Consider the following 20,656-nt stretch of genomic DNA (forward strand, 5'->3'; position numbering starts at 1 on the left):
GTCTGAATGTAAGAGGAAAAAAGAGGGAGTGAAATAGGCTGTGTCGATGATGAAAAGGCCTGTTCTTTGTGTTCTGACAACAGCGTTAGTGGCAGTGAGCTTATATACGGCACCGTTTGCCGGAGCGAGTGCAGAAGCACGTGTGGGGCAAATGGCTCCATGGAGTGCCCAGGCAGTGGTTGCTGTTCCGATGCAGGTGTCAAAAGGCGTGCAGCAGCTCGTGCGTTTGATCCCTGAGCTCGGCAGTCGACATGTCATCTTTGGAGGTGATGTGGATGGACCGGGGGTGAGTGGTGTCCAGGTTATCTTTTCGAAATCAGCTGTGCGAGATGAAACGGCGAAAGAGGATCGAGCTATTTTTAATTCACAAACAGGGAGCCTCTTGGTGCTGGATTTGCAGCCGAATTCACTGACGAAGCCTGCTTTCCCAACGGATCAGGTAGCCAAGACAAAAGCACAGGCTTTTGTAACGGGATTACTCCCTCCTGGTCATGCGTATCAGCCAAGAGAAGTGACACGTGCGGATGACCTTTTGACTGTCAGGCTGGTACGGAAGCTGAACAATGTCGTGCTCGATGACGACTACGATGCGATGGTCAGTTTTGATCGCACTGGAAAAGTTGTGTCGTTCCGTACATTTGACGGTAGGCTGTATGAGAAAATCAGTCTGACTTCTCTCCCCTCACCACAGCGTGTCATCTCTGCGCCGCAGGCTTTGCTTACATTCAAGGAGAGCAAACCGTTGGAGCTGGTGTATCTGCTCCCGGAGGAAAATCAGGGACAGTCACCGGTAGAAGCAAGTCTAGCCTATGTAGTGAAGGATGGCGTCATCAATCGGACGTTCACAGGCAGTGCGGTGGATGCCTTCAGCGGTAAAAGGCTGCTTGAGACAGTAAATCGGGTTAAACAGCCTGTACAAACCATCAGCATGACGGGGACAGGTGAAAAATGGATCGCGCAAACAAACAAGCAGGCTGGTGATCTCGTCAGATCGTTAGTACGCAAGGAGACGGACAAACTTCCGCTTGTGACATTTACGGAGAACTACGGTGATGGACAGGAAAGGCGCCTTTTTATCTGGGGGCAATTCGAGGAAGGAATCAAGGATCAGGATAAAAAGTACATGATCGGCCAATTTGCACGTGGCATCAGCAAAGATAAGCGACTCCATATTCTCCTGGAGACGAACGCCAAGACAGGACAATTGACGAAACTGGTAGTAAAAGACGGGGATGATGTGAACATCCAAACCGATAAGAAGCGTGACTGGAGAGAGGCGGAGACGCTTTTAAAACGTTTGATTCCTGCTGGTACTAGTCAAATGCGGATGAAAGATGTAGGGGATGCCAACTATACGCTGATTACTGCTGATCCTCTTTTACAAGGGATTCCCGTCTATCTGGCAGGACAGCAGAGTGAAGAAGGAATGTACACCTTGAAGATGAACGCTGTAACCGGAGCATTGGAGGAGCTGACCTTGGCTTCACCTTCTGTGCTGCGTACTCCTGACAAATCAAAGGCAATCACAGAACAAGCGGCTGTCGATCAATTACTCAAGGCATTTCCGCTTGAGTTGACCTACATTCATCAGACAGACGCGCAAACGGGTGAAGTCACCTGGAAGCTTGGCTATGATCTATCTTTCCGACAGACACGCTCTCATTGCTTCTGCGGAGGAGAAGCTAAGGTAGATCAGACTGTTTACGTGGATGGGATAACAGGAAAGGTCATTGTGAAGGAATAAAGCGCTAAAGCCGTTGAAGTGAGCTTGAAAATAATAAGCCGCGACCTCCTGAAAAAAGAGGGACGCGGCTTTTCTATCTGATTTTATGCATTTGCTTCAAAGCCGGTGATTTGATTCAACGCGACTTTTTTGCCATCTTCAAGAACAAATTCGACGAGACCATTTTTCATGCTGATAGCCTTGATGATACCAGACAGGCTGTTGGTAGTAGTCGATCCATCTGAATTCGTCTGACCCTCGTTATACGAAACCTTGTAGCCGATCATCTGCGCATACTGGAGAGAGTTGCTCATTGTCTTGCTCTCCGGCTTGACAGTCATGCCAACAATTTTATCCAGATTTACAGTAGCCCCGTCTTCCAGCTGGAATTCAGCGGTTCCATTTTTCATCGTAAATCCGCTAATGACGCCATTTACGATCTCGTCTACTTCGGTAATATCGTCGGTAGTAGCAGGATTGCCATCCTTGTCTACACTTTTGGTAATTTTGTACGAAATATCTTTACCGATCATTTCAATGAATTTCAGGCTGCTGTCCAGAGCACTACCAGTCATGCCCTGCGACTCAAGACCCTTCACATCCGCAAGTGGGATCGGGTTGGATTCGCCAGCCATCCGGAAATAGATTTTTCCGTCATTCATATAAACACCTTGGAGGAGGCCTTCTTTGGTCTGTGTAGAGGTCTCGCCTGTGAGCTCGTCTTTTGTCGTGAGCGAGTAAGTAGCTGTACGACCAACGAGCGATTCATACTTCTCCAGCGTCAGCATGCTGTTGTTGGACTGCTCCATGAGAGAAGTCATCTTCGTAATTTTTTCGACCATGGTCATCATGCTCGTCTGTTGAATGAATTGAGAGTTATCCATTGGAGACATTGGGTCTTGATGCTTCAATTGCTCCAGCATTAGTTTCATGAAGGCGTTGGAGTCAAGCTCGGTCGTGAACTCCTTTTTGCCTTTATAGCTCATATGTGGTTGGACAAAGTTATTTTTAACGGTGGTTCCGCTATCTGACATGAGAATCCTCCCTGAACGTGGCGAATCTATCATTAGGACGCGTATATCTACTTCCATTTTTATTATCGGAAAAACTTGGCTTGTGCTAAAGACAAACATTTGTTCGAATTTCCGGCTTATAATAGCCGTAAATGTGTTATAATGGAAATAGAAACAGTCATGCAACGAGGAGATGAACGAGGGAATGGAGCGTTTTGAATTGGTATCGGAGTATCAGCCGTCCGGTGACCAGCCGACTGCCATTGCCGAGCTGGTAGCGGGCATACAAGCCGGGCAGCGACATCAGACACTATTGGGTGCGACGGGTACGGGAAAGACCTATACAGCAGCCCAGGTGATCGCTCGGGTGAACAAGCCGACGCTGGTGATGGCGCATAACAAAACATTGGCTGCCCAGCTATGCGCGGAGTTCAAGGAATTTTTCCCCAATAACGCAGTAGAATACTTCGTCAGCTACTATGACTACTATCAACCAGAAGCATACATTCCCCAATCGGATACGTTTATTGAAAAAGACTCCAGCATCAACGATGAGATCGACAAGCTGCGTCACTCTGCCACCAGTGCATTGTTTGAACGGCGCGATGTCATCATCGTCGCATCTGTCTCCTGCATCTACGGTTTGGGTTCGCCCGAGGAGTACAGGGAGCTGCTCTTGTCCTTGCGTGTAGGCATGGAAAAAGGTCGAGACGAGATTTTGCATCGTCTGGTCGACATCCAGTATACACGCAATGATATCAACTTCACCCGCGGTACTTTCCGCGTACGTGGTGATGTCGTAGAGATTTTCCCGGCTTCCCAGAGTGAGCAGGCGATTCGCGTCGAGTTTTTTGGCGACGAGATCGAGCGAATCACGTCTATCGATGTTTTGACCGGTGAAATTCTGGGTCAGCGTGATCATATCGCCATTTTCCCAGCCTCTCACTACGTGACTCGCGAGGAGAAAATGAAGCTGGCTGTGGAAAGCATCCAGGTTGAACTGGAGGAGCGACTTGCCGAGTACCGTGAGGCAGGCAAGCTGCTGGAGGCACAACGACTGGAGCAGCGCACGCGCTACGATATTGAAATGATGATGGAAATGGGCTTTTGCTCCGGAATTGAAAACTATTCGCGCCATTTAACGGGTCTGCCTGCCGGGCATGCGCCATATACGCTTATGGATTACTTCCCGGATGACTACCTCGTGATAATGGATGAGTCGCATATGACGTTGCCGCAGGTACGTGCGATGTATAACGGTGACCGTGCTCGCAAAGACGTTCTGGTAGAGCATGGGTTCCGTCTGCCGTCTGCACGGGATAACCGCCCGCTCAAATTCGAGGAATTCGAAAAGAAAGTGAATCAGGCGATTTACGTTTCTGCTACGCCGGGTAATTATGAACAAGAGCACTGCCCGGAAGTGGTGCAGCAGGTGATCCGTCCAACAGGGCTGATTGACCCGACGATCTCTGTTCGCCCAATCAAAGGCCAGATTGACGATTTGATTGGTGAAATTCATGCAACCATTGCGAAAAATGAACGGGTGCTGGTAACGACTTTGACGAAGAAAATGTCGGAGGACTTAACAGATTACCTGAAAGAAATCGGAATCAAGGTACGCTATCTCCACTCGGATATCAAGACGATTGAGCGGATGCAAATCTTGCGCTCCCTACGCCTGGGGGAATTCGATGTGCTCGTCGGAATCAACCTGTTGCGGGAAGGCTTGGACCTGCCTGAGGTATCTTTGGTAGCCATCCTTGATGCGGATAAAGAGGGATTTTTGCGCAATGAGCGCTCCTTGATTCAGACGATTGGCCGTGCCGCCCGTAATGCGGAGGGACGTGTCCTCATGTACGCGGACAAAATGACAGATTCCATGACGTCAGCGATCCGCGAGACAGAGCGCCGTCGTGCGATTCAGGTAGCTTACAATGAAAAGCATGGAATTACACCGCAAACGGTGAAAAAGGCCGTTCGTGAAGTGATTGAGGCTACCAAGGTGGCCGAAGAAAAAGCAGATTATTTGCCACACGCAGACTTCAAGAAAATGCCGAAAAAAGATCGCCTAGCGGTCATCGAACGGATGGAAGAGGAAATGAAGGAAGCGGCGCGCAATTTGATGTTCGAGCGTGCGGCAGAATTGCGTGACTTAATTCTTGAGCTGAAGGCTGAACTCTAAGGAGAGATTTTTTTCATGCCATTAGAACATATTGTGGTAAAGGGTGCTCGTGCCCATAACCTGAAAAATATTGATGTCGTAATCCCGAGGGACAAATTCGTCGTACTGACGGGTTTGTCCGGCTCGGGTAAGTCTTCCCTTGCCTTTGATACGATCTATGCAGAGGGACAACGCCGCTATGTAGAGTCTCTCTCTGCCTATGCCCGTCAGTTTTTGGGGCAGATGGACAAGCCGGATGTGGACTCGATTGAGGGGCTTTCACCTGCAATTTCGATTGACCAGAAAACGACTAGCCGCAATCCGCGCTCCACGGTAGGAACCGTTACCGAAATCTACGACTATTTGCGCTTGTTGTATGCACGCGTAGGACGTCCGATTTGTCCCGATCATGGCATTGAAATCCAATCGCAAACGATTGAGCAAATGGTTGATCGGCTGATGGAGTTTCCTGAGCGCACGAGAATGCAAATCCTGGCGCCGATGGTACAGGGCCGCAAAGGAGAGCATGTCAAGCTTCTGGAGGACATCCGCAAGCAAGGCTTTGTTCGCGTGCGGGTAAATGGTGAGATCACCGATTTGTCCGAGGACATCAAGCTGGAGAAAAACAAAAAGCATAACATCGAGGTTGTTGTAGACCGGGTCGTCGTAAAACCGGATGCGCAGGCTCGCCTCGCGGACTCTTTGGAAACGGCTCTTCGTCTGGCTGATGGCAAGGTTATTGTCGACGTAATGGAGCAAGAAGAGCTGCTGTTCAGTGAAAAACATGCCTGCCCGATTTGCGGATTCTCGATCGGGGATCTGGAGCCGCGGATCTTCTCTTTTAACAGTCCTTTTGGTGCATGCTCGGAGTGCGATGGACTTGGAGTCAAGCTGGAAGTCGACCCTGATATGGTCGTTCCTGATGGGACAAAGACGTTGAATGATGGCGCCATAGGAGCGTGGGAGCCAAAATCCTCGACCTATTACCAGCAGCTGCTGGAGTCCGCCTGCCGTCATTTTGGCATTCGGATGGATGTTCCTTTTGAAGAACTGACAGCAGAGCAAGCACAAATTCTCATGTACGGAAGCTCGGGTGAAAAAATCCAGTTCCGCTATGAAAATGAATTCGGGCAAGTTCGAGAGGCAGTTGTGCCTTTCGAAGGGGTCATTCCGAATTTGCAGCGTCGCCATCTGGAAACAAGCTCTGACTACATCCGGGAACAAATTGAGGGCTTCATGAGCCAAAAGCCGTGCCCGGTCTGCAAAGGGCATCGTCTGCGTCAGGAGAGCTTAGCGGTTAAGGTTGGAGGTCGTAGCATTTCCGAGCTGACAACGCTGTCGATTCTTGATGCCCACCAGTTTGTGAATGAAGTTGATATGACCGAAAGAGAAGCGAAAATCGCTAATCTGATCGTAAAAGAGATCAAGGCACGTCTCAACTTTTTGATTGATGTAGGGCTGGATTATTTGACATTGAGTCGTGCTGCCGGGACGCTGTCTGGTGGGGAAGCCCAGCGGATTCGTTTGGCGACCCAGATCGGCTCGAGCTTGATGGGGGTTCTCTACATTCTGGATGAGCCTAGCATCGGGCTGCATCAGCGTGACAATGCACGACTGATCAAGACATTGGAGCATATGACCAAGCTGGGCAATACGCTCATCGTCGTTGAGCATGACGAGGATACGATGATGGCTTGTGACTATATCATCGACATCGGCCCTGGTGCGGGCATACATGGTGGGCAGGTAATCTCAGCAGGTACGCCACAGGAAGTCATGAAGGATGAAAAGTCACTGACGGGCGCTTATTTGAGCGGGCGTAAATTCATCCCGGTACCAATGGAGCGCCGCAAGCCTTCGGATAAATGGATCAAAATCGAAGGGGCAAAGGAAAACAATCTTCAGAATGTGACAGCGAAATTCCCGTTAGGGGTGTTCGTTGCCGTGACGGGAGTCTCTGGTTCCGGAAAAAGTACACTGATCAATGAAATCCTGCAAAAGACGCTGGCTCGTGATTTGAATGGTGCCAAAGTAAAGCCTGGGGAGCACCGCCGAATCGTCGGGATGGAGCATCTCGATAAAGTCATTAATATTGACCAGTCGCCAATCGGTCGGACGCCACGCTCCAATCCGGCGACGTACACAGGTGTATTTGACGATATTCGCGACTTGTTTGCGTCGACGAATGAAGCGAAGGTACGTGGCTACAAGAAGGGGCGTTTCAGCTTTAACGTCAAAGGGGGACGTTGTGAAGCTTGCAGCGGCGACGGGATCATCAAAATTGAAATGCACTTTTTGCCGGACGTTTATGTGCCTTGCGAGGTGTGCCATGGAAAACGCTATAATCGCGAAACGCTCGATGTGAAGTACAAAGGCAAGAGCATTGCGGATGTACTTGGCATGACGATTGAGGATGCCGTAGAGTTTTTCCGCAATTTGCCGAAAATTGAACGCAAGCTGCAGACAATCGTTGATGTAGGCTTGGGCTACATGACACTGGGGCAGCCAGCCACGACGCTATCTGGCGGTGAGGCACAACGTGTGAAGCTGGCTTCTGAGCTGTATAGACGCAGCACAGGACGTACGCTGTATATTTTGGACGAACCGACGACAGGACTGCACACGGACGATATTGATCGCCTGCTCAAGGTTCTTCAACGCCTCGTTGAAAATGGTGATACCGTGCTTGTCATTGAGCACAATCTGGATGTTATTAAAACGGTTGACTATATCGTTGATTTGGGACCTGAAGGCGGTACTCGCGGTGGTACGATTGTGGGTACAGGTACGCCAGAGGAGGTTGCCAAGCTGGATGGTTCGTACACAGGAATCTACCTGAAGCCTATCTTGGAGAGAGACAAGGCACGGACAGTAGCGAAGCTGGAGCAGCTTGTTTCAAAATAAAGTCATCGAGACGCCTCTATGTAAATAAGGGGCGTCTTGTTTGCGTCTTGTACGTTTGCGATAATGGCAATGATCTGGCTGGTAGATGCGTATAAATAAAGGAGAGGGGAAGAAGCGATGGAATATGTAGCTGAAGCACTCGCTGCCTTGCCTGATGATCTGGTAGAAGAGGCACACAGGCATTTCGATGGACAGGACCCGGCTCATGATTGGCAACACAATTTGCGTGTGATGGCGATGTGCGAGCGAATCGGACGAGAGGAAGGAGCAGATATGGAGGTTCTGCGCTTGTCTGCTTTATTACATGATATTGGAAGGGCAGAGGAGCGGCGCACAGGGGAATGTCATGCCGAGATCAGCGCGCGTGTAGCGGCTGTCTGGTTAAAAGAGCGTGGCATGTCAGGTGATTTCATTTCACGTGTGCAGTCCACGATTCTTGCCCACCGCTTTCGCAAGGAACGTCCGCCAGCAACGTTAGAAGAGAAAATCCTTTTCGATGCAGACAAGCTGGACTCGATTGGGGCTATCGGGGTAGGCCGTGCTTTTGCCTTTTCAGGAGTACTGGGACAACCGATTCAATCAGACCATCCCGATCAGCATACACCTGCAAAAGAGTTTACCTGGAAGCTCCAGCTCATAAAGGAGCGGCTATACACCAAGACAGCTCAGGAAATTGCCAGCGACCGTCATCTTTTCATGAGCCAGTTTTTTGAACGTTGGGAACAGGAAGTGCTCGGAATTTGTTAGGGAGTAAACAGGAGAGGGGAAATGAACATGATTCGTTGGATCGTCAAGCTGTTGTTAAACGCCGCGGCCCTGCTATTGATCAGTGACTGGTTCCAGTCGATTGTCGTTGCGAACTTCAAGGTAGCTATCTTAGCTTCTCTTGTCTTGGGCGTAGTAAATACGATGATTCGACCAATCTTGACGTTTTTTACGTTACCACTACAGCTTTTGACGATGGGGCTGTTCTGGTTCGTAATCAATGCCGTTACCTTTGCTTTAACCGCCTATTTTATTGACGGCTTTGAAGTGGGACCTTGGCCGGATAATCTTGGAACGATCATAATAGCGGCTGCGCTTATGAGTCTTTTTGGCTGGTTGATCGATTTGGTAGTCGGCAGACCAAAAGAGAGATAAGCAAGAGAGCAGCAAAATGCCCGCATTTTCTAGGAAAGAAGATGCGGGCTTATTGGTATAGATGGAAAATTCTATCTATTTTGTGTGCTTACTTACTTCTTTCTTCTCGCATGTGAGGCGGGGTAGGTTCGTACATGAATCCGCCCTTCAATACACCTGAGACGTTCAAAACGGAAAGGGAACCAAAGAAATTGCAGATTGTTGGAAGCAGTTTCTTCATAAAGTATCATCCTTTCAAGATTTGTTTTCCAGATACGAGACGATCTGGAACGTACGCGGTATGAGAAGAACTGATTGTAGCAAAACAGCAAGTATGTAAGTCATAGATAGCTTATAGGTATATCCTATCAAAGTTACAGAGAATAGGCAACCAATTCCAATTGTTAATAATACTATGATTCTATTTCTACTCTGAATTTTTGGGTCATTAGGCATGTAGGTGTGTTTGGCAGGAGCATAGAAATAGTTAATCAGAAAACCTACTCCTCCGATAACTGACATACCTATCTGTACAAAGGGTGAAGAAAACTCAGGTAGATTCTTGATTAGAAATCCACCTGAGATGATGAGTGCTACTGTAAATATAAGGCAAACCCATGGGTTTTTTAAATGAACCCCGCCAGTCAGGAGTCGTAAGCCGAAAAAAAAGAGGAGGAGAGGGATCACTTCGCCTATCAAGTCCAAAAAAAAGGAGAATGCAACAATGGCAATCAAATTCATAACATTAAGTAAAAAAATTTCAATTCCATGTGCCAATTGCCCTACAGAAAAACGAGTTTCCTCGGTCTTGATAGATTGTGCAATACGAAGAGAAAGCCTTTCCGTCCAAGTCATATGATCGAGCCTCCTGTTATCGATTTGCAAAAGAAATTCGAAAACTGGTCACACCATCAGCTGAGCGAACTAGGATTTTTCCACTATAACGATCTGTTACTGTTTTGACGATAGTTAAACCAAGGCCACCTTCACCAGATTTTTTGGTTGTATAGCCGACATCATAAATATCCTTCAATTTCGTTTCCGGTATGGTAGGTCCGCTATTTTCAATGTAGAGGTAGTGCTCTCGTTCTGACTGCCCCCATTCCAGAATGATATAACGATTTTCTTCAAGCTCGTATGAAGTGGCGCGAATCGCATTATCCAGTAAATTACCTAAGATTTTAATGAGATCGAATGTTTTCATTTGAGAAAACTGACTAAGATCGTTGATGTTCATGGTCAGTGTAATTCGCTCAGCTAGACATACAACCATTTTGGATTGCAACAGGGAGGAGACGGCAGGATTTTTAATCCGCTCCAGGACTTGTGAGCTCGTATCTGCTGTTCTTTCAATGATGACGGTTTCTTGTAAAAGTTGTTCTACGTATTCTTTTGCATGGTGGTGCAATTCTTTCTTGAGAAAACCATTGATAGCCGTGTAATGATTCAAAGAATCGTGCTTCATGGAACGTACGAACGTACAGCAGTAAACAGATCTTGAATGCTGTTCAAATAAGGAGTTCCTGTTTCTTCCTCTACGCGATTAATCGTTAAATTTATATAGATTCGGAACAAAACGACGATCACGATAAACAAAGCAAGGATGGCAAGTTGGAAAAACAACTGAAACTGTGGAGTGTAAGCAGCAAGCACATCTGAATTATTGCTTCGAATAAAGAATGAAGTATTCATAAATAAGATAAGTAAAAACTCAATGCTACCTACCAGGATCAATAGGAATAGGTAACGATTGATTCGATTCTGTTGAAAGAGCCGACGGATGTCGAATTTGGCCATTCGGAGCGTAAATGCAAAGAGAACAAAAATAAATAAGTATATCGTACGAACAATAACAGTTAGCATTGTCGTGGAAAGAATCTCTGTCCAGTAGATTTGCTGGGAGTTAAAGATCACCAACACAATCGATTCGGAAACAATCATAGACCCAATTGCCGTGGTTCCCATAAATACCGACTTCAAAAGATTGAAACGATACAAACTAATGATCATTGCGGTCGTGAGCAAGAACATAAGTAAGACTTTTGGTTGATAAAAGACATCAATAAAAGAAAGAAATTCACCAGCAACTGAAAATAGAAAGGCAAACAAAAAGGCTTGTTTCTTCTTTTCAAAGACGGAATGGTTGAACATGGCCAAGCTAATCGTAAGTAGCAAGAAGGCTTCTGGTAGGTCTACTAGTATGAATCGAAGTATAAAGTCCAAGGTGATGCCTCCTCTCGGTCCGAATTTCGGAGTGAAGCTGTATGTAAAACTAATGTAACCTATCTGTGTCAGGATACCAACATCAATTCTATCTTATGAAATAACGCGAAAAATGTAAATGATACGACAACTTAGTTTGCCAGATATATCGGGCGGCGAGGTTGTCGTAGGTATGTCCATTTCGCTACAATAGGAATATATAAATGAGGGACGGAAATCCCATGTAGGGAGGAAGCTTCATGCGCAAGACGAATGTAAGTCATCTCGTCGATCATTTTAATATGACGATTTTGAGTGGCGAAGAGGGACTGGGGCGCGAGATTACAGTAACTGATTTGAGTAGACCCGGATTACAACTGGCAGGCTACTATTCGTACTACGCCGAGGAACGTGTGCAGTTATTCGGACTGACTGAGATCAATTTCTTTCAAACGCTGTCGAGAGAAAAGCGTTTGGAGCGAATGAATTTTCTCATGCAAGGTCAAACCCCTTGTTTTTGTGTGACACGGAACCAGGCTGTCCCGGAAGAAATGATTGAGGTTTCCAATAAGCATGGAGTACCTGTCCTACAATCACCTTTGGCTACAACAACACTGGTTGGCAAAGTCACCAACTATCTTGAAAATCGCTTGGCACCTACGACAACGATCCACGGCGTACTGACGGATGTATATGGCGTTGGTGTGCTGATTATGGGCTCTAGCGGAATAGGAAAAAGTGAGGCTGCCCTTGAGCTGGTCAAACGCGGTCATCGATTGGTTGCGGACGATGCGGTCGAAATTCGGCAGACACAAGGGGGGCAGCTCAGCGGAAGCGCTCCTGAGCTGATTCAGCATTTGCTCGAAATTCGCGGGGTAGGCATTATTAACGTGATGACGATGTTTGGTGCCGGGGCTGTGCGCAATGTGAAAAATATTGAGATGGTCGTGCAACTGGAATTATGGGAACAACATAAAATGTACGAACGATTGGGACTGGATGAAGAAACGCTGAAAATCATGGATACAGAAATCCCGATTATCACCGTACCTGTAAGACCTGGTCGAAACCTTGCTGTCATTATCGAAGTGGCAGCGATGAATTTCCGCTTAAAGCGGATGGGGTACAATGCCGCGGTCCATTTCTCCCGAAAACAGTCGAGTGCGATTTTAGAAGACGTCGATTCCGATCTGTAGGAAGGGAAAAAGGGGACAAGTGTATGCGAAAGACAACACGGTATCCTGTTCAAGGTGCCAATCCATTGTGGCAAATGTATCAAACGGTAAGCTTTTGGAAGGTCATGAAAAATTTCGCGGTGATCCAAATCGCACGCTATACACCGTTTTTATCCTGGAAGAATTGGCTGTACCGGACTTTCCTGCGTATGGAGGTTGGCGAGCAGACCGCTGTTGCACTGATGGTCATGATGGATACGATGTTTCCCGAGCTGATCAAAATAGGCCGAAATAGCGTGATCGGATATAATACGACCATTCTAGCCCACGAATATTTAATCGAGGAATATCGCCTCGGGGAAGTTCGAATCGGTGACGGTGTTCTTGTCGGAGCCAATTCGACGATCCTGCCAGGCGTGACGATTGGTGATGGAGCCATCGTGGCGGCAGGAACAGTTGTACATAAAGATGTCCCACCTGGTGCTTTTGTCGGAGGCAATCCGATGCAGCTGATTCGTGAGGCAAGCAAGCAATAGAAATGAATATTGAACATACTAGAGAGTACCTGCGACATTGTTGGGGTACTCTTTTTTTTCGAATAAAAAATAACAAGAGCAATGAGGAAGTCTTGAAAGGATGTAATTTTCCGACTATTCTAATCTCTGTTGACCGTATTTTGTTTACGTGGTAATCTTCTTCATAATACTTTAACTTGTTACCATATTAGCATAGTAAAGTGTTTTGAGATCATAAGCATGGAGGGAATAACGATGGCGAAGCCGTTGGGATTTGAAAAACCGTTAGGGATGAGGGACATTTTGCCGGAGTCACTGGCGAAGCAACGGCATCTGGAGCATCTGTTGGGACAGTGTATTTCACGTTGGGGTTATGAAGAAATTTCCACTCCATCACTGGAATATTACGATACAGTCGGGGCTGCCAGTGCAACGCTGACAGACCGTATGTTTCGTTTACTGGACAAACAAGGTCATACAGTTGTGCTACGCCCGGATATGACGACACCGATCGCCCGCGTTGTTTCCTCTCTATATAAGGATATACCGGTACCAATTCGTCTGTTTTACCAGGCAAATGTGTTTCGCGCGCAAGAAAAGGAAGCGGGACGAAACGCAGAGTTTTTTCAGACGGGAATCGAGCTGATTGGAGACGCTTCTGATGATGCGGATGCAGAAGCGATTGCTCTTGCTGTTTTTTGTTTGCGTGCAGCTGGGGTAGAAACGTTTCGCATCGCCGTTGGGCACGTAGATTTTGTCGATGGCCTTTTAGAGGATGCGATTGAAAAGGAAAGCGATCGAAACCAATTCCGTCAGTTTTTATATGAACGTGACTTTGTAGGCTTTCGCCAATTGCTCTCGACACTAGACATCGATAGTGAGGCAAAAGACCGCTTGGGAGCTCTGCTTCGTTTGCGCGGCGGAAAAGGGAAGATCGCGGAAGCCTATGAGCTGACCAGCAACGAAAAAGCGAGACGTGCCGTTGATACGATTGCCTCTTTGTGGGAAGCTCTCGAAGGATACGGCGTTACAGACGATCTGCTGCTCGACTTCAATCTGATTATTAACCTGAATTACTACACGGGGGTCGTTTTTGAAGGATATGCTGCTGATTTGGGTTCTCCGCTCCTCGGTGGTGGGCGTTATGATCATTTGTTGGCACAGTTTGGACGTCCTGCCTCTGCTACGGGCTTTGCGATCAAAATGGACCGGCTTTTGCAAGTTACCCCGGCCTTGGCCAGTCAGCCAATCTCGCGTGTCCTGCTTTGCTACACAGCGGATTGCCGCAAGCAGGCTTTGGCTGAAGCTCGGCTTTTGCGCGAGGATGGGCTTGTCGTCGTCACGCGTTTGGTAAGTGGGGAAGCAGAAGTAGCGACGATTCAAAGCAATGGATATAGCAAGGTGATTTGTATGACGGAACAGGGGGAGTAAGAGATGGCGGTTTTCGACAACGCCCAGAAGCTAACGATTGCCATGCCCAAGGGCAGAATATTTGAAGAGGCTGTCCATTTTTTGCAGCAGGCGGGCTTGCAGGTGACAGCAGAGCTACAGGACTCACGTAAGCTGATTATCCCGGTAGAAAATGCCCAGCTCGAATTTATTCTCGCGAAGCCAACGGACGTTCCTACTTATGTGGAATACGGGGTGGCAGATGTAGGCGTGGTGGGCAAGGACGTTTTGCTGGAGGAAGAGCGCGATGTATACGAGCTGCTGGATTTACAAATCGGCTATTGCCGCATGATGGTTGCAGGACTGCCTGATTGGAAGCCGAGTGAGGCACCGAGAGTTGCGACGAAATACCCAAAAATTGCTTCCCGCTATTTCCGCGAGCAAGGTCAGCAGGTCGAAGTAATTAAATTAAATGGTTCTGTAGAGCTAGCGCCGTTAATCGGTTTGGCAGATCGCATTGTTGATATCGTGTCAACAGGAAGAACCTTGCAGGAAAATGGCTTGGTCGAGCTGGAGAATATTTGCGAGATTACGACCCGACTCATTGCTAATCGTGCCAGCTATCGGATGAAGAGTGAAGCGGTAGACGATATTGCAGGGAAATTCCTCGAGGTCATCCCAAGAAGAAAATAAATAGAGAGCGTGGAGAGGTGAACATCATCATGCGCATCGTGTCGGCGAGTCAATTTGATGGGAAAAGAAGTGTAGACTCTGGAACCATGGAACAGCAGGAGGCGGTTCAAGCCATTCTTCTCGCGGTTCGCAAGCGAGGAGATGAAGCGCTGCGAGAGTATACGGAGAGATTCGATCGTGTGCGTTTGCAGCAGTTTCGGGTGAGCGAGGCTGAATTTACTGAGGCAAGCGATCAAGTCACACCAGAAGTAAAAGCGGCTTTGGTGGAGGCAGCAGCAAATATTCGTGATTTTCATGAACGCCAAGTGCGCCAATCCTGGTTTACGACAAAAGAAAGTGGTACTTTGCTCGGACAAATCATCCGTCCCTTAAAGCGTGTGGGCCTGTACGTTCCCGGTGGGACCGCAGCGTACCCTTCCAGCGTCTTGATGAATGCGATCCCGGCAAAAATTGCGGAGGTGCCTGAGGTTGTCATTACGACACCACCTGGAGCAGACGGAAAAATAAATCCAGCGATCCTCGTTGCGGCACAAATCGCAGGTGTAGATGAGATTTACAAAGTGGGTGGAGCTCAAGCGGTTGCAGCTTTAACCTATGGTACCGAGCAGATTCGTGCGGTTGATAAAATCGTTGGACCGGGCAATATATATGTCGCGCTCGCCAAACGTGAAGTATTTGGTCTGGTGAGTATTGATATGGTAGCGGGCCCAAGCGAAATTGCCGTGCTCGCTGACGACACTGCAAATCCGCGATACGTTGCAGCTGATTTGCTGTCACAGGCGGAGCATGATCCGATGTCGGCTGCTATTTTGGTCACACCGTCACAGGTGTTGGCGGATGCTGTTGCGGCTGAGGTAGAGCGTCAGTTGGCCGATTTGCCTCGCAAGGAGATCGCTGAAGCAGCAGTACGTGATCACGGCGCCATTTTACTGGTGAATGACCTGGATGAAGGTTTTGCTGTTATCAACCGGATTGCTCCTGAGCATTTGGAGATCATGATTGATGATCCGTTTGCACATCTGGGCAAGGTAGAGAATGCAGGAGCCATTTTCCTTGGTCCATATAGCTCAGAGCCGGTAGGGGATTATTTTGCCGGGTCCAACCATGTGATTCCGACGAATGGAACGGCTCGTTTTTCATCTCCGTTGTCAGTAGATGACTTCATTAAAAAATCGAGCGTAGTTTCCTATAGCAAACGTGACCTGCGTGAAAATGGCCATAAAATCATTACGCTGGCAGAGCAAGAAGGGTTGGCTGCGCACGGACGAGCGATTGCAGAGCGACTGCGTGATTTTGATAGCGAAAAGTAGGAGTGTGACCAGAAGATGATAGAGACACAGAAACGAGTGGCACAGATTGAGCGCAACACGAATGAAACGCAAATCGCGCTTTCTTTTGGAATAGATGGCTCTGGAGATAGCAAACAGGATTCCGGCGTGCCGTTTCTTGATCATATGCTTGATTTGTTTACACGTCACGGACATTTCGATCTTGTGGTAAAGGCAAAGGGAGACATCGAAATCGATTATCACCACACCGTGGAGGACATCGGGATTTGCCTTGGACATGCGTTGCGAGAGGCGCTGGGTGACAAAAAGGGGATCAAGCGTTATGGAAACGCATTTGTCCCGATGGATGACGCGCTGGCGCAAGTCGTGATCGACATCAGCAACCGCCCGCATCTGGAGTATCGCGCAACTTATCCAAGCAATGTAGTCGGGCAGTTTCCAACTGAGCTGGTCCATGAGTTTTTGTGGAAGCTTGCTCTGGAGGCGCGGATCAATCTGCATGTGATTCTGCACTATGGGCATAACACCCACCATATGATCGAAGCGATTTTTAAAGCGCTTGGTCGCGCGCTGGACGAGGCTACGACGATTGATCCGCGTGTAAAAGGGGTCCCGTCAACCAAAGGGGTTTTGTAATCATGATCGGCATCATCGACTATGGCATGGGGAATTTGTACAGCTTGAGCAAAGCATTGGAGCGACTGGGGTATACGTATGAGTTTGTTTCCCAGCCCGAGCGTTTATCAGAGTACAGCGGTCTGATTCTGCCGGGGGTAGGCGCTTTCGGTGATGCGATCGCAAACATCCGGGAGCTGGGCCTGGAGAAAGCGTTGCAAGACTACGCAGCAGCTGGCCGGCCGATTCTCGGTATTTGTCTGGGCATGCAATTGTTGTTTGGGAAAAGTGAGGAGTACGGGGATCATGTCGGGCTTGGTCTGCTAACTGGAGAGGCTGTGCGTTTTCGCGGTGATTTCAAGGTTCCGCATATGGGCTGGAACGAGCTGCAGGTGAAGCAGAAGCATTCCTTGCTGGAGGGGGTACAAAATGGCGATTACGTTTATTTTGTCCACTCCTATCATGTGCGTGTAGGCACGCCAGAGGTACTGCTTGCAACGACGGATTACTATCAAGAGGTTACTGCGATTGTCGGACGGGACAACGTATTCGGAATGCAGTTCCATCCGGAAAAAAGCGGGGAAACGGGAATGCGTTTGCTGCGCAACTTTGCGGTTTTGTGTGAGGAGGTTTTGGCATGAGCTTTATCATTTATCCCGCCATTGATATTCGCGGTGGAAAATGCGTTCGGTTGTTTCAGGGTGACTACGCACAAGAGACGGTATATGCGGATTCTTCGTTGGCAATGGCAAAACGTTGGGTAGAACAAGGGGCTGCATGGGTTCACCTGGTGGATTTGGATGGGGCAAAGGAAGGCAAGCCGGCAAATGCAGATGTGATCAAAGATATTGCTCGTTCGATTTCCGTTCCTGTTCAGGTGGGCGGAGGTATTCGCACAGAAGAGCAGATTGCCGATTATTTGGAAGCAGGAGTTGCGCGGGTCATCGTAGGAACAGCTGCCATTGAGGACGAGCCTTTCACCCAGCGGATTTTGCAGAAATACGGGGATAAAATCGCTATTGGGCTGGATTGTCGCAACGGGCTGGTAGCAACACGCGGCTGGCTGACGACGACAGACGTGCAGGCGACAGAGCTCGCCAAACGCTTGGTATCGTACGGTGCGGAGATGTTCATCTATACCGATATCGCACGAGATGGCACCCTGACTGGCCCAAATGTGGAAGAAATATCAGCGCTGGCGATTGCTACAGGAAAATCGGTGATTGCATCGGGTGGGGTCAGCAATCTGGACGATCTGCTTGTATTATCCGCTCACGAGACTGAGGGTGTTTCGGGGGCGATTGTCGGTAAAGCACTGTATACGGACGCTTTTACATTGGCAGAGGCATTGTCTCGCATGGAGGAGCGTGAGTCGAATGTTGGCTAAACGAATCATTCCTTGTCTGGATGTAAAAGAGGGGCGTGTTGTAAAGGGCGTGCAGTTTGTAGGGCTGCGCGATGCGGGAGACCCGGTCGAGCTGGCGAAAAAGTACAGTGAGGAGCGAGCGGATGAGCTCGTTTTTCTTGATATATCTGCATCCCATGATGGGCGCAAGACGATGGTGGATGTCATCGAGCGCACGGCTGCCAATATTACGATTCCTTTTACCGTAGGTGGCGGCATTAACAGTGTAGAGGATATGAAGCGAATTTTACGTGCCGGTGCAGACAAAATTTCGCTGAATACGGCTGCTGTATTGCGACCTGAGCTGGTTCGAGAGGGGGCAACCGTTTTTGGCTCGCAATGTGTGGTGGTGGCTATTGATGCCCGTCTGGTTGGTGGAGATCGCTGGGAAGTGTATACCCACGGTGGACGGAATGCGACGGGGAAAGATGTAGTCAGCTGGGCACAGGAAGTAGAGGCGTTGGGAGCGGGAGAAATTTTGCTGACCAGTATGGATAACGATGGAGAGAAAAAAGGCTTCGGCATCGAATTGACGAGACGGGTATCGGAAGCAATTGGTATCCCGGTAATCGCGTCAGGAGGCGCCGGTGTAAAGGAAGACTTTTACGATGTACTCACCGAAGGAAAGGCTGATGCGGCATTGGCAGCGTCGATTTTCCATTATGATGAAACTTCGATCCAGTCAGTGAAGGAGTATTTGCAAACAAAAGGAGTTGTGGTGCGGCCATGACAGTACCATTTTCAATAGAGGAATTGCGGTTCGACGAAAATGGCCTAATTCCGGCTATCATACAAGATGCAGGAAGCAAGAGCGTGCTGACGCTTGCCTATATGAACAAAGAATCTTTGCAAAAGTCGTTAGAAACAAAAGAGACCTGGTTTTGGAGTCGCTCCCGGCAAGAGTTGTGGCATAAGGGAGGAACATCCGGCAATACGCAACGGATCGTTTCCATGAGCTATGATTGTGACGGTGATGCGCTTGTTGTGCAGGTCGTTCCAAACGGTCCTGCTTGCCATACAGGAGCCTATAGCTGCTTTTCCAGTGAACTTCCGGGAGCAGACGCAAAGGAAAAACAGGGGGATTACCAATCGGATCGTTTTGCGATCCTAGGTGAGCTCGAACAATTGATTGCTGCACGAGAGCTGGAGCGTCCCGAAGGCTCTTATACGACCTATCTGTTTGAAAAAGGCGTGGACAAGATTCTGAAGAAAGTGGGAGAAGAGGCAGCGGAAGTAATTATTGCTGCGAAAAATCGTAGTGCAGAGGAGCTGCGCTATGAAGCCTCTGATTTGATTTTTCACCTGCTGGTTCTCTTGCGGGAGCAAAAGCTGCCATTGGACGCGGTATTGGCTGAACTCCAAGAACGTCGATAGATTGCTGATTAAAAAAAGCCACTCTTTTGCGAAAGAGTGGTTTTTCGTTCTGCCATAAAGTGGTTTCCCTGCAGGATATCTTGTAGAATAGATAGCAACTGACTTTCGAAAGGTGTGGTGACCATGAATACAAAGAGCCAAAGCAAGTTCAACCGTCAAAATGAATGTACCAGCTACCAATCGAAAGGCAGGAAACGAAATGATCAGAGGCAATTTAGTAGAATTGCGTCCAGTTACAGCAGAGGATATGGAGAGGCTGTATGTTTGGCGTAATGATGAAGAAGTAGCGACGTGGGCAGCAGGATCCTCGTTTGTCACATACAGCATTGTTTCACTTGATACTTTGCGTACGATGTACGAAGAGGCCCTACGGACTTCAAAGCTGGATGACAAATTGAATCAGTTTATTTTTTCCGTCTATACGCTAGATGGTGTGCATATCGGCAATTGTGATTATCGCCAGGTGGATCCAATCACACGCGCTGCTACGATCGGGATTGGCATTTTGGCAAAAGAATATTGGAGCAAAGGGTATGGAACGGATACTCTTCACGCTCTGTTGCGCTTTCTTTTTTTGAAGATGAATTTGAATCGGGTGCAACTGGACACATGGAGTGGAAATACCAGAGCGATTCGAGCCTATGAAAAATGTGGCTTTGTTTTAGAAGGACGACTACGACAAAACGAATATATTGATGGACAATACCACGATACGATTTTGATGGGCTTACTGCGTGAGGATTATCTACAAATAAAGTAACGAGAAGAAGCTGTGCCAAATGAAGGTTTGGTGCAGCTTTTTTGTATGTGGAAGAGCGAAATGAATAGCTGAGAAATGAACGAAAAAATTTAGTGGGAATAAACTTTTAAAATAACCCTTGATTTCGTTTTTTAGATGTGATAGATTATTCCTTGTCGCCAACAAGCGACGACAAAATGCGAGAAAAGACAACAAGATTCAACGAAAAAACTTCTTGACTCGCCTATAACGAACGTGATAAGATGTAAAACGTTCGACAAAAAATGCTCTTTGAAAACTGAACAGCGAAAGCGTTAATGAGTCTATCATTAAATGATTT

General features: G+C 48.0%; 20 protein-coding genes. 16 read left to right on the top strand and 4 right to left on the bottom strand.

The window, feature by feature from the left end:
• Positions 1–46: 46 nt before the first annotated feature.
• The gene (locus tag ADS79_RS24630) at positions 47–1,744 is read left to right on the top strand and encodes a hypothetical protein (RefSeq protein ID WP_049741133.1); all 1,698 of its coding nucleotides are present in this window, start codon (positions 47–49) and stop codon (positions 1,742–1,744) included.
• Between the two features lie 83 nt (positions 1,745–1,827).
• Here ADS79_RS24630 and ADS79_RS24635 read toward each other — a convergent pair whose 3' ends face one another.
• The gene (locus ADS79_RS24635) at positions 1,828–2,757 is read right to left on the bottom strand and encodes a flagellar hook assembly protein FlgD (RefSeq protein ID WP_049740981.1); all 930 of its coding nucleotides are present in this window, start codon (positions 2,755–2,757) and stop codon (positions 1,828–1,830) included.
• Between the two features lie 184 nt (positions 2,758–2,941).
• Between ADS79_RS24635 and uvrB the strand changes: the two genes are divergently transcribed.
• The 4 genes from uvrB to ADS79_RS24655 all read left to right on the top strand — a co-directional run bounded on the left by uvrB (position 2,942) and on the right by ADS79_RS24655 (position 8,941).
• Complete coding sequence (gene uvrB, locus ADS79_RS24640; RefSeq protein WP_049740982.1) at positions 2,942–4,918, top strand: excinuclease ABC subunit UvrB; 1,977 nt, start codon at positions 2,942–2,944, stop codon at positions 4,916–4,918.
• A gap of 15 nt (positions 4,919–4,933) precedes the next feature.
• Positions 4,934–7,801, top strand: a complete 2,868-nt coding sequence (uvrA, locus tag ADS79_RS24645; RefSeq protein WP_049740983.1) for an excinuclease ABC subunit UvrA — start codon at positions 4,934–4,936, stop codon at positions 7,799–7,801.
• 117 nt (positions 7,802–7,918) lie between these two features.
• A complete protein-coding gene (locus ADS79_RS24650; RefSeq protein ID WP_049740984.1) occupies positions 7,919–8,548 on the top strand; it encodes an HD domain-containing protein in 630 nt (209 codons plus the stop codon).
• Positions 8,549–8,569: 21 nt separating this feature from the next.
• Positions 8,570–8,941, top strand: coding sequence for a phage holin family protein (locus ADS79_RS24655; protein ID WP_236700068.1), 372 nt, complete (start codon positions 8,570–8,572; stop codon positions 8,939–8,941).
• Between the two features lie 234 nt (positions 8,942–9,175).
• Here the strand turns inward: ADS79_RS24655 and ADS79_RS24660 are convergent, their stop codons facing one another.
• The 3 genes from ADS79_RS24660 to ADS79_RS36275 are packed head-to-tail and all read right to left on the bottom strand — an operon-like array spanning position 9,176 to position 11,143.
• Positions 9,176–9,775, bottom strand: coding sequence for an accessory gene regulator B family protein (locus ADS79_RS24660; RefSeq protein ID WP_049740985.1), 600 nt, complete (start codon positions 9,773–9,775; stop codon positions 9,176–9,178).
• Positions 9,776–9,791: 16 nt separating this feature from the next.
• A complete protein-coding gene (locus ADS79_RS36270) occupies positions 9,792–10,370 on the bottom strand; it encodes a sensor histidine kinase (protein WP_236700069.1) in 579 nt (192 codons plus the stop codon).
• Positions 10,371–10,381: 11 nt separating this feature from the next.
• Complete coding sequence (locus ADS79_RS36275) at positions 10,382–11,143, bottom strand: hypothetical protein (protein WP_236700070.1); 762 nt, start codon at positions 11,141–11,143, stop codon at positions 10,382–10,384.
• 239 nt (positions 11,144–11,382) lie between these two features.
• Between ADS79_RS36275 and hprK the strand changes: the two genes are divergently transcribed.
• The 11 genes from hprK (at position 11,383) to ADS79_RS24720 (ending at position 20,337) form a co-directional block, all read left to right on the top strand.
• On the top strand, positions 11,383–12,318 hold the full coding sequence (hprK, locus tag ADS79_RS24670; RefSeq protein ID WP_049740986.1) for an HPr(Ser) kinase/phosphatase: 936 nt from the start codon (positions 11,383–11,385) through the stop codon (positions 12,316–12,318).
• Between the two features lie 23 nt (positions 12,319–12,341).
• Positions 12,342–12,833, top strand: coding sequence for an acyltransferase (locus ADS79_RS24675; RefSeq protein ID WP_049740987.1), 492 nt, complete (start codon positions 12,342–12,344; stop codon positions 12,831–12,833).
• Between the two features lie 234 nt (positions 12,834–13,067).
• Positions 13,068–14,243, top strand: a complete 1,176-nt coding sequence (locus ADS79_RS24680; protein WP_049740988.1) for an ATP phosphoribosyltransferase regulatory subunit — start codon at positions 13,068–13,070, stop codon at positions 14,241–14,243.
• Positions 14,244–14,246: 3 nt separating this feature from the next.
• Complete coding sequence (gene hisG, locus ADS79_RS24685; RefSeq protein WP_049740989.1) at positions 14,247–14,894, top strand: ATP phosphoribosyltransferase; 648 nt, start codon at positions 14,247–14,249, stop codon at positions 14,892–14,894.
• A gap of 29 nt (positions 14,895–14,923) precedes the next feature.
• Complete coding sequence (hisD, locus tag ADS79_RS24690) at positions 14,924–16,204, top strand: histidinol dehydrogenase (RefSeq protein ID WP_049740990.1); 1,281 nt, start codon at positions 14,924–14,926, stop codon at positions 16,202–16,204.
• A 15-nt stretch (positions 16,205–16,219) separates the two neighbouring features.
• Positions 16,220–16,819, top strand: coding sequence for an imidazoleglycerol-phosphate dehydratase HisB (gene hisB, locus ADS79_RS24695; RefSeq protein WP_049740991.1), 600 nt, complete (start codon positions 16,220–16,222; stop codon positions 16,817–16,819).
• A gap of 2 nt (positions 16,820–16,821) precedes the next feature.
• Entirely contained in the window at positions 16,822–17,439 is a 618-nt protein-coding gene (gene hisH / locus ADS79_RS24700; protein ID WP_049740992.1) for an imidazole glycerol phosphate synthase subunit HisH, read from the top strand.
• On the top strand, positions 17,436–18,185 hold the full coding sequence (gene hisA / locus ADS79_RS24705) for a 1-(5-phosphoribosyl)-5-[(5-phosphoribosylamino)methylideneamino]imidazole-4-carboxamide isomerase (protein WP_049740993.1): 750 nt from the start codon (positions 17,436–17,438) through the stop codon (positions 18,183–18,185). Before hisH ends, hisA begins: the two co-directional genes overlap by 4 nt.
• On the top strand, positions 18,175–18,933 hold the full coding sequence (gene hisF / locus ADS79_RS24710) for an imidazole glycerol phosphate synthase subunit HisF (RefSeq protein WP_049740994.1): 759 nt from the start codon (positions 18,175–18,177) through the stop codon (positions 18,931–18,933). The genes hisA and hisF overlap by 11 nt, the downstream gene beginning before the upstream one ends.
• Positions 18,930–19,577, top strand: a complete 648-nt coding sequence (gene hisIE / locus ADS79_RS24715) for a bifunctional phosphoribosyl-AMP cyclohydrolase/phosphoribosyl-ATP diphosphatase HisIE (RefSeq protein WP_049740995.1) — start codon at positions 18,930–18,932, stop codon at positions 19,575–19,577. Before hisF ends, hisIE begins: the two co-directional genes overlap by 4 nt.
• Positions 19,578–19,776: 199 nt before the next feature.
• A complete protein-coding gene (locus ADS79_RS24720) occupies positions 19,777–20,337 on the top strand; it encodes a GNAT family N-acetyltransferase (protein ID WP_049741135.1) in 561 nt (186 codons plus the stop codon).
• The last annotated feature ends 319 nt before the right edge of the window (positions 20,338–20,656 follow it).

Source organism: Brevibacillus reuszeri (assembly GCF_001187725.1).
Classification (GTDB): domain Bacteria; phylum Bacillota; class Bacilli; order Brevibacillales; family Brevibacillaceae; genus Brevibacillus; species Brevibacillus reuszeri.

Bases quoted from the DNA above. Each gene is read 5' to 3' on its own strand.
- hisA (WP_049740993.1), top strand. From the start codon at position 17,436: ATGAGCTTTATCATTTATCCCGCCATTGATATTCGCGGTGGAAAATGC.
- hisF (WP_049740994.1), top strand. From the start codon at position 18,175: ATGTTGGCTAAACGAATCATTCCTTGTCTGGATGTAAAAGAGGGGCGT.
- ADS79_RS24650 (WP_049740984.1), top strand. From the start codon at position 7,919: ATGGAATATGTAGCTGAAGCACTCGCTGCCTTGCCTGATGATCTGGTA.
- hisG (WP_049740989.1), top strand. From the start codon at position 14,247: ATGGCGGTTTTCGACAACGCCCAGAAGCTAACGATTGCCATGCCCAAG.
- hisH (WP_049740992.1), top strand. From the start codon at position 16,822: ATGATCGGCATCATCGACTATGGCATGGGGAATTTGTACAGCTTGAGC.
- ADS79_RS24655 (WP_236700068.1), top strand. From the start codon at position 8,570: ATGAACATGATTCGTTGGATCGTCAAGCTGTTGTTAAACGCCGCGGCC.
- hisIE (WP_049740995.1), top strand. From the start codon at position 18,930: ATGACAGTACCATTTTCAATAGAGGAATTGCGGTTCGACGAAAATGGC.
- uvrA (WP_049740983.1), top strand. From the start codon at position 4,934: ATGCCATTAGAACATATTGTGGTAAAGGGTGCTCGTGCCCATAACCTG.
- ADS79_RS24680 (WP_049740988.1), top strand. From the start codon at position 13,068: ATGGCGAAGCCGTTGGGATTTGAAAAACCGTTAGGGATGAGGGACATT.
- hprK (WP_049740986.1), top strand. From the start codon at position 11,383: ATGCGCAAGACGAATGTAAGTCATCTCGTCGATCATTTTAATATGACG.
- hisB (WP_049740991.1), top strand. From the start codon at position 16,220: ATGATAGAGACACAGAAACGAGTGGCACAGATTGAGCGCAACACGAAT.
- ADS79_RS24635 (WP_049740981.1), bottom strand. From the start codon at position 2,757: ATGTCAGATAGCGGAACCACCGTTAAAAATAACTTTGTCCAACCACAT.
- ADS79_RS24630 (WP_049741133.1), top strand. From the start codon at position 47: ATGATGAAAAGGCCTGTTCTTTGTGTTCTGACAACAGCGTTAGTGGCA.
- ADS79_RS24675 (WP_049740987.1), top strand. From the start codon at position 12,342: ATGCGAAAGACAACACGGTATCCTGTTCAAGGTGCCAATCCATTGTGG.
- uvrB (WP_049740982.1), top strand. From the start codon at position 2,942: ATGGAGCGTTTTGAATTGGTATCGGAGTATCAGCCGTCCGGTGACCAG.
- ADS79_RS24660 (WP_049740985.1), bottom strand. From the start codon at position 9,775: ATGACTTGGACGGAAAGGCTTTCTCTTCGTATTGCACAATCTATCAAG.
- hisD (WP_049740990.1), top strand. From the start codon at position 14,924: ATGCGCATCGTGTCGGCGAGTCAATTTGATGGGAAAAGAAGTGTAGAC.
- ADS79_RS24720 (WP_049741135.1), top strand. From the start codon at position 19,777: ATGATCAGAGGCAATTTAGTAGAATTGCGTCCAGTTACAGCAGAGGAT.